We start from the raw sequence: 7,710 nt of genomic DNA, 5'->3' as shown, positions 1-7,710 counted from the left end.
TGCTATTGGGGGCAGTAGGCCTCGGTGAAGATCGGGATGAGGTCCTGCTCGGTCGCCGGCCGCGTCGACGGGTTGTAGGAGAGGGTCAGTGTCCGCCCGTCGTCCGCACCCGTCGTGTAGGTCTCGTAGCCGAGTAGTTCACCACCGTGGCCGTACACCGACTCGCCGCACGGCAGGTCGAACCGCTGGAGGCCGAGCCCGTAGGCGAAGATGTCGCCCGTCGGTTCCGCCGTCCGCATCTCGGCGAGGGACGCGTCCTCCAGCAGGTCGCCGTCGAGCAGCGCCGACGTGAACGTGTTCAGGTCGCGGGTCGTGGAGATCATCTCCCCGGCCGCCCAGTCGAGCGAGGGGTTCATCTCGGTGGCGTCGACCGTCTCCCCGTCGACCTGGGTGTAGCCCCGGGCGTGCGGGCGGGGCAGGCCGCTGTCGTGGCCGGGCAGGCTCGTGTGGCGCATCCGCAGCGGGCGCAGGACGCGGTCCTCCACCTCCTCGCCGTAGGTCCGGCCGGTGACCTCCTCGATGAGCAGCCCCACCACCACGTAGTTGGTGTTGGAGTACCGCCACCGGCTGCCCGGGTCCTCGAAGTACGGGTCGTGGGCGAACGCGACGTCGAGCAGCTCGCGGGGCGTGTAGCCGTCGAACCGGTCGTCGCCGCGCCACCGGTTGGTGGAGTAGCCGGGTTCGCTCATGTAGTCGTAGAGCCCACTGGTGTGGCCGAGCAGGTGGCGGACGGTGATCCGCTCCCCGTCCGGGACCAGGCCCGGCAGGTGGCGCTCGATCGGGTCGTCCAGGTCCAGGAGTCCGTCCTCCGCGAGCTGGAGGACCACCGTCGCGGCGAACGTCTTGGTGACGCTGCCGATGCGGAAGTGCCCGTCCGGGCGGGCGGGGGCGCCGGTGTCCAGGTCGGCGGTTCCGGCGGACCCCGACCACGACCGGCGGCCGTCGTCGTACCGGAGGAGGGCCGCGGTGGCGGCGTCCGACTCCACGAGGGCGTTCAGCAGCGGGGAGAACCCGGCGCCGGGGCCGTGCCCGTGCTCGGTGCCGGCGTGGGCGGTGGCGGGGGTGAGGGTCAGGGCGGCGGTGGCCGCGACCAGGCAGGCCAGGGGGCCCGTCATCGTCTTTCGCATGGTCGGAAACCTATTCTCCGGCCGGGCCCGGGGACGATGAGGGCGGCCGCCGGGATGACGGACGCGGGCCGGAGCGCCCCCCTGGGGCGCACCCCAGGACGGTGCTCCGGCCGCGCCGTCGCCGCCCGGGCGGGACGCCCCCGCCCGGGGGCCGGCTCACGGGACGACCGACAGCGCGTGCGACGGGCACAGCCAGACGGCCCGCCGCGCGCTCTCGGCCCGCTCGCCCTCGGGCCGGTCGTCGAGGAGGACGACGCGGCCGTCGTCCTCGTCCTGGTCGAACACCTCGGGGGCGGTGAGGACGCACTGCCCCGCCCCGACGCACACCTCGCGGTCGGCGGCGACCCGGCTCCGGCGGGGGTCGGCGGGTGCGCTCACCACGCCACCGGGAGTTCGTTCAGTCCGTAGATCGCCGCGTCGTCCTTGAACGGCAGCGTGTCGAGCGGCGCGTCCAGGCGGAGGGTGGGGATGCGGCGGAACAGGGTGTCGAAGACGATCTCCAGTTCGAGCCGGGCGAGGTTCTGGCCGAGGCACTGGTGGACGCCGTAGCCGAAGCCGAGGTGGTGGCGGGAGCCGCGTTCCGGGTCGATCCGGTCGGGGGAGTCGAACGCGTCGGGGTCGTGGTTGGCCGCGGGGACGAGGGCGACGACCCCCTCTCCGGCCCGGATCGGGGTGCCGCCGATGGTGGTGTCCTCGGTCGCGGCGCGCGAGGTGACGGCGCCCGTGATGCTGAAGTAGCGGACCAGCTCCTCGACCAGGGCGGGGGTCGAACCCGTCCCCGACCGCAGGGGGGCGGCCAGGGCGGGGTCGTTCAGCAGGGCGGCGGTGCCGAGCGAGATGACGTTGGCGGTGGTCTCGTGGCCGGCGACGAGGAGGATGACGGCGAGGCCGACCAGGTGCTCGTGGTCGTCGGTGCCGTCCCCGGCGGTCCGCTGCTTGGTGATGACCCGGCCGAGGAGGTCGTCGCCGGGGTCGGCCTCCTTCGCCGCGCACAACCGGTCCATGTAGGCCAGCATGCGGTTCATCGCGTCGGCGCGCCCGCCGCCGGTGGTGGAGAAGGACAGCAGTTCGGCGGTGCAGCTCTGGAAGAACTCGTGGTCGGCGTAGGGGACGCCGAGGAGTTCGCAGATCACCAGGGAGGGCACCGGCAGCGACAGCGACGTGACCAGGTCGGCGGGGGAGCCGGCGGCGAGCATGGCGTCGATGTGCTCGTCCACGATGGCCTGGATGCGCGGGCGCATCGCGCGGACGCGCTTGACGGTGAACTCGGAGAGGACGGGGCGGCGGTTGGCGGCGTGCTCGGCGCCGTCCAGGCCGATCATGTTGGGGCGTGCGGGCACGCCGTGGTCCTGTGCCGCGATGACGGCGGGGTGGATGCGGGGGAACCCCGGCTTGCGGCGGTCGGAGCTGAAGCGGGGGTCGGCGAGGACCGCGCGGACGTCCTCGTACCGGGTGATCAGCCAGGCTTCTCCGCCGTGCGGCATGGCGGCGCGCGCGACGGGTTCCTCGGTGCGGAGCCGGTCGTACTCGGGCGGCTGGTGGAGGGGGCAGGTGCGGGGCGGGGGGAAGGGCATGGCGGGTGCCCGGTCGGTGCTGCTGGTCATGGTGGTCTCCCGAACCGGCGACGTTATGTGGAGGAATGCCTTCCGCTTATTTCCTCACGCTAACAAAGCGGAAGATCATCTTCCACATGTTGTCGGGTCGATATCCCCGGAGCCGGGAGGTGCCCCGCCGGCGTGCGAGGATCGGGGAACGGTGATCACGGCGAGGCGACACGGAGAAGGCGATTCACGGCGAGGGGCAGAGCGGCGGACGCGCACCGGTGCGCTTGCGGGCCGACGCGCGGCGCAACCGCGAGGCGATCATCGCGGCCGCGCGCACGCTGTTCGTGGAGCGGGGCACCGACGTGCCCATGGAGGACATCGCCCGCGCGGCGGGGGTGGGGGTCGGGACGCTGTACCGGCGCTTCCCCGACCGCGACTACCTCATCGGGGCGGTGGCGGCCGACAACTTCCACCGCGTGCTCGACGGCGCCCGCGCGGTGGTGGCGGAGTCGACCGGGGCGTGGGACGCCCTGGAGCGCTTCCTGGGGCGGACCGGTGAACTCAAGCTGAGCCTGCGCCTCACCGCCGTGTCCGAGCGCGCCTTCCTCGCCGCGCGGGCCGACCCGACGGCCTCCTACGCGCGCAACGCGCTCGTCGACCTCCTCGACGACCTGGTGCACTCCGCGCAGGCCGAGGGGACGATGCGCGACGACGTCGAGGCCGGGGACGTCGTGCTGCTCATCGCCATGACCCTCGAACCGGGGCGGTTCCTGCCGCCGCAGTTCCCGCGCGTGGCCGGTGAGCGGTACCTCACGCTGATGCTCGACGCGCTGCGGGCGGGGGCCGGGACGGGGGCGCCGCTGCCGGGTGCGCCGGTGGACATCGGCGCCTTCCGGGGGCGGTTCGGCGAGGGCGCGGGGGCCCGCGAGGCCGGCGGAGAGGCGCGGCCGGAGTCCGCCGACGGCTCCCCGGGCGGGGCGGCGCCCGCGGAGGGGTGAGCGCCCCCGGGCGGGCCGCCTCCGACGACCGGTCGGCGCCTGCTCACCGGTACCAGTCGTCGTCGCCGTCGCGCAGCGCGTCCCGCAGGTAGGCGCGCAGGGTGGGGGCCGCGGTCCTGCGCTCGTCGGTCTCGTGGTCCCACACGACGACTCCGGGGAGCGCGGGCTCCCACGCGAACGCGAAGTGGTCGCCGCCGCCGTTGTCGCCGAAGAACAGCAGGCCGTCGAACGGCTGGTAGAGGCGGGCGAACGCCGCGTCGGTCCGCATGGACAGGTTCCGCTCGACGATCGCGTCGACGGACCACACGGTGTCCACGAGGTGGTGTCCGAGGACCCCGTCGCTCTCGCGGAGCAGCCCCCGCAGGTCGTCGGGCAGGGCCCGGCCGAGCCGGTGCCCGGCGTCGGCGATCCGGGACGCCGGGGCCGGCTCCCGGAGGACCGCACCGGGATGGGCCTGCCGCACCACGTCCGTCCACACGTCCGCGATCCTAGTCGGGCGCGTCCGCGCCGCCCGCCATGGTGTGCGCTCGTCCGGCGCGCGGGCGGCCCCGGGCGCGCCGGGGGCCGCCCGCCGTGCTCCCGGCCGGTCGGCGGGCCGCCGCTAGTGCTTGGCCTTGTCGCCGGCGGCGTCGATCATCAGGCCCAGGCCGATGCCGAGGAGCCAGACGTCCTTGCTGATGCCGATGCCCTCCGGGGTCGGCCACACGCTGCCGGGTTTGCGCAGCGACGGGGTGCGCAGGTAGAGCGCGACCAGGCCGCCGGAGAACCCGGTGAGGGCGGCCCCGGCCAGCGCCGAGGACACGAACGGCGCCAGCAGCGCCGCGCCGGTGGCGATCTCGGCGGCGGCGAGCATCCGCAGGAACTTGGGCGGTGGGACCTCCTCGAGCTGCGGGAACGCGGCGGCGGCCATGCCGTGGACACCGGCGGCCTGCTCCTCGCCCCCGTTCCACTTCTCCCACCCGCTGTGCAGGATGTAGGCGCCGGCCGCCAGCCGTACCGGTGCGGTCCTCGCCTTGTGCAGCAGTCCCATGTGTCCTCCTCGTCGGCGGTGCCGCCCCGGGCCGGGTGCCCGGCGGGCGGTGCCCGTACGGTCGCGGGCGCCCGCGACCACATCAGGTCGGTATGCCCAGGAAGTGCCGGTTGACCACGTCCCGGAGTGATCGACCGGCCGGGGGCGCCTGGTCGGGGGCGGGTCGACCCGGCGGGGGTGGCCGCCCCGGCGTTCGACGGTTGGAGTGGCTCCCCGGCCGTCCCCGGCCGCGCTGGGGATCAGGGGTGAACGTCCAGAGCGTGCGGGACGGGTGTCCGCGGGGGTGGTGCGGGTGGCGGCGGATTTCCGGCCTTCGCCCGGTGCTGGGCCCGGCCATCGGGGCCTATGCCGGAGACCCTCCCGCTACCCCGTCCGGTCGCGGTCGGCCGGTGTCTCGGCTCTGTGGGCGGGGCTCCTGGGGCGGCGGGGCGGGGAGGCGGAGTTCGGCGTCGACCCGGTCGGACGCGGGGTCGGGGCGCAGTGCGGCCCCGTTGCGGCGGAGCGCCGCGAGCGCGCCCGCGTTGCCCGCCGTGGTGTCGGCGACGAGCACGGTGGCGCCCGTTCGCGCGGCGGTCGCCACAAGGGCGCTCAGGGCGGCGGTCCCCACGCCGCGCCCCCGGTACGACCGGCCCAGCCAGATGCCGGTCTCGACCGCGCCCGGGCGGCCCTCGACCCGGCGCAGCCGCGCCGCACCCGCCACGCGCCCGGTGGCGTCGGTGACGGCGTAGGTGGCCTCGTCGGCGCCGAGCCCGGGGTAGCGGGCGCGGTGGTAGCGGCGGAACGCGTCGCGGCGCTCCGTGGTCCATCCGGGCGGCCCGGGGACCGGCGGCATGGTGTCCTCGGGGTCGGCGTCGCGCACGGCGACGGCGAGCAGGTCCTCCAGCACCGCGTCGTCCAGCGGGACCAGCGCGACGGCGCCCCGGTCCGCCGCATCGCGCCGCCTCACCGGGCCGCCCGACGCCCGGCCGGATGCGCGGCGGCCCTGCGGTCCTCGGCGCGGTCGCGGGCGCGCAGCACGTCGTCGCCGTACTCGTCGGTCCAGGCCCCCAGGGCGAGGATCGGGTCGAGCAGCGAGCGCCCGGCGGCCGTCAGCTCGTAGTCGACGCGCGGCGGCGCCTCGGCGTAGGCCCGGCGCAGCACGAGGCCGCTGTCCTCCAGGCGGTGCAGGGTCTCGGTCAGCGCCTTCGCGCTGATGCCGCCGATCACCGCCCGCAGCTCGGCGGGCCGGCGCGGGCCGTCGCGCAGCGCGTACACGACGACGCTGGTCCAGGTGTGGGCGAACAGGTCGAACGCCAACCGCGCCGGGCAGTCGGCGATGAACGCGTCACCGGTGTGCGGACCCCTGCGCGGACCCCTCGCCATGGCACCTCCACCGTCCCAGTACACCAGGGCGACGCGCACCGATCGGTGCGCGTCGGATCTCCTATCGTCCCTCCGACGTGCGGTACGGCGCTAGACGATCGGAGTGGCGGATGCGGATCGGCATCATCGGGACGGGGCACATGGCCGACGCGCTCGGCGGGCAGTGGGCGGCGGCGGGGCACGACGTGCTCGTCGGCGGGCGGGACCGGGGGCGGGCCGACGCGCTGGCCCGCCGCATCGGGCACGGGGCGCGGGCGGGCGGGGTCGGTGACGCGGCCCGGCACGGCGAGGTGGTGCTGCTCGCCGTGCCCTACGCCGGGGTCGGCGACGCGCTGCGGCGCGCGGGCGCGGCGTCGGGGGCGCTGGCCGGCCGGGTCCTGGTCGACTGCGTGAACCCCATCGGGCCCGGGTTCACCGTGGCGGGCGGTGCCCGGTCCGCCGCCGAGGAGGCGGCCCAGGCGGCGCCGGGCGCGCACGTGGTCAAGGCGTTCAACCTGTGCCCCGACGGGGTGTGGCGGATGCGGCCGCCCGTGGGCGGCGACCGGCCGCTGGGGGTGCCGCTGTGCGGCGACGACGCCGGGGCGCTGGCGGCGGTGCGGCGGCTGGTCACCGACATCGGGTGCGTTCCGATGGACGCGGGTCCGCTGGCGCGGGCGGGCGTGCTGGAGGCCACGGCGGCCTTCGTGATCGGCATGGTGGCCACCGGGATGGACCCGACGGCGGCACTGCCCCCACTCGCCCTGGCGGGGACCCCGGTTCCGCAGGGGGAGTGAGGGCCGGGGAGGGCCGGACGCCCCGCGAGGTGGCCCGCCCACCGGTCAGCGCGGCGGGGCGGCCAGCCGTCTGTGGATGGGGTTGCCCGCGCGACGGTAAGCGCGGCCGGGCCGTTCCCTCCCGGGACGTGCGGCCGTTCCGCCGCCTACGGCCGGGCCGGTGGGTGGTGCGGCTGCGGGCGGGTCTGGCCGGAAGCGGGGTGGGACGGCCTGCCGTCTGCGGAAGGGGTCGCCCCGCGCCGGTCAGTTCGGCGGGTGGAACGGGCGCAGAGGGCGCACGGGTGCGTTGCGGTTGGCGCTGCGGCCGACCGGGCGCGGGGCGCGGTTCTCGGCGACGCAGGCCAGCGCCTCGCGGATCGCCAGCCGGCCCGCCGCGTGGAAGCCCCACGGGCCGGAGTCGACCTCGTGCCACAGGACGTCGCGCAGCACGACGCTGACCGGGGCGATGGGGTCCGTGCCGTCCTCGCCCGCGAGGTGGTCGCGGACGCCGTCGCGGAACGCCTCGGCGAACTCGTCGGGGAAGGGGAGGTCGGCGGGCCGGCGCGGGTGCGGGAACTCGGCGACGGTGAGGTCGACGCCGCCGGGCGCGCCGCCCGGCGCGGGGGCGAAGTCGGCCCACAGGATCGCGAAGGGGCCGCCGCACGAGGTCTGGCAGACATGGTGGACGTAGACCCCCGTGACGGGGCGGGTCAGCCGGGGTGGTCGGGGCGACGTGCCGTGCCCGGCAGGGGCCGGTTCCGGCGGTCGGGACGACGTGTCGTGTCCCGCAAGGGCCGGCTCGGGCGGTCGGCGGGGGGCTCCGTGGCCGGCACGGGTCGGTTCGGGGGGTCGGGGCGGGGCGCCGGGCCCCTCAGGGGCCGGCTCGGGGGGGCGCGG

Annotated in this window: 10 protein-coding genes; 2 read left to right on the top strand and 8 right to left on the bottom strand. The window is 76.2% G+C overall.

Annotation, left to right across the window (positions count from 1 at the left end; genetic code table 11):
* Positions 1 to 2: 2 nt before the first annotated feature.
* The 3 genes from NT8_RS25915 to NT8_RS25905 form a co-directional block, all read right to left on the bottom strand.
* Entirely contained in the window at positions 3 to 1,127 is a 1,125-nt protein-coding gene (locus NT8_RS25915; RefSeq protein WP_067975037.1) for a serine hydrolase domain-containing protein, read from the bottom strand.
* 156 nt (positions 1,128 to 1,283) lie between these two features.
* Complete coding sequence (locus tag NT8_RS25910; RefSeq protein WP_067975042.1) at positions 1,284 to 1,505, bottom strand: ferredoxin; 222 nt, start codon at positions 1,503 to 1,505, stop codon at positions 1,284 to 1,286.
* Positions 1,502 to 2,731 carry a cytochrome P450 gene (locus tag NT8_RS25905; protein WP_067975034.1) on the bottom strand — a complete coding sequence of 410 codons (1,230 nt, stop codon included), beginning with the start codon at positions 2,729 to 2,731 and terminating at the stop codon, positions 1,502 to 1,504. The genes NT8_RS25910 and NT8_RS25905 overlap by 4 nt, the downstream gene beginning before the upstream one ends.
* Before the next feature lie 218 nt (positions 2,732 to 2,949).
* Between NT8_RS25905 and NT8_RS25900 the strand changes: the two genes are divergently transcribed.
* Complete coding sequence (locus tag NT8_RS25900) at positions 2,950 to 3,669, top strand: TetR/AcrR family transcriptional regulator (RefSeq protein WP_084469287.1); 720 nt, start codon at positions 2,950 to 2,952, stop codon at positions 3,667 to 3,669.
* Between the two features lie 43 nt (positions 3,670 to 3,712).
* On the opposite strand, the gene NT8_RS25895 is transcribed toward NT8_RS25900, so the two are convergent.
* The 4 genes from NT8_RS25895 to NT8_RS25880 all read right to left on the bottom strand — a co-directional run bounded on the left by NT8_RS25895 (position 3,713) and on the right by NT8_RS25880 (position 6,061).
* Positions 3,713 to 4,147: an SMI1/KNR4 family protein gene (locus NT8_RS25895; protein WP_067975030.1), complete on the bottom strand. Its 435-nt coding sequence runs from the start codon at positions 4,145 to 4,147 to the stop codon at positions 3,713 to 3,715.
* 123 nt (positions 4,148 to 4,270) lie between these two features.
* Positions 4,271 to 4,699: a hypothetical protein gene (locus tag NT8_RS25890; protein ID WP_067975027.1), complete on the bottom strand. Its 429-nt coding sequence runs from the start codon at positions 4,697 to 4,699 to the stop codon at positions 4,271 to 4,273.
* 343 nt (positions 4,700 to 5,042) lie between these two features.
* Complete coding sequence (locus tag NT8_RS25885; RefSeq protein WP_084469286.1) at positions 5,043 to 5,645, bottom strand: GNAT family N-acetyltransferase; 603 nt, start codon at positions 5,643 to 5,645, stop codon at positions 5,043 to 5,045.
* Positions 5,642 to 6,061: a winged helix-turn-helix transcriptional regulator gene (locus tag NT8_RS25880; protein WP_067975025.1), complete on the bottom strand. Its 420-nt coding sequence runs from the start codon at positions 6,059 to 6,061 to the stop codon at positions 5,642 to 5,644. Before NT8_RS25880 ends, NT8_RS25885 begins: the two co-directional genes overlap by 4 nt.
* A gap of 110 nt (positions 6,062 to 6,171) precedes the next feature.
* On the opposite strand from NT8_RS25880, the gene NT8_RS25875 reads away from it, so the two are divergent.
* Positions 6,172 to 6,834, top strand: coding sequence for an NADPH-dependent F420 reductase (locus tag NT8_RS25875; RefSeq protein ID WP_067975024.1), 663 nt, complete (start codon positions 6,172 to 6,174; stop codon positions 6,832 to 6,834).
* A 243-nt stretch (positions 6,835 to 7,077) separates the two neighbouring features.
* On the opposite strand, the gene NT8_RS25870 is transcribed toward NT8_RS25875, so the two are convergent.
* The coding region (locus tag NT8_RS25870) for a hypothetical protein (RefSeq protein WP_245646336.1) at positions 7,078 to 7,710 on the bottom strand (633 nt) is incomplete at its 5' end.

Origin of the sequence: Nocardiopsis trehalosi NBRC 14201 (genome assembly GCF_001552555.1) — a bacterium.
GTDB classification, from domain to species: domain Bacteria; phylum Actinomycetota; class Actinomycetes; order Streptosporangiales; family Streptosporangiaceae; genus Nocardiopsis_B; species Nocardiopsis_B trehalosi.
This window is presented reverse-complemented; position numbering and strand designations above follow the sequence as displayed.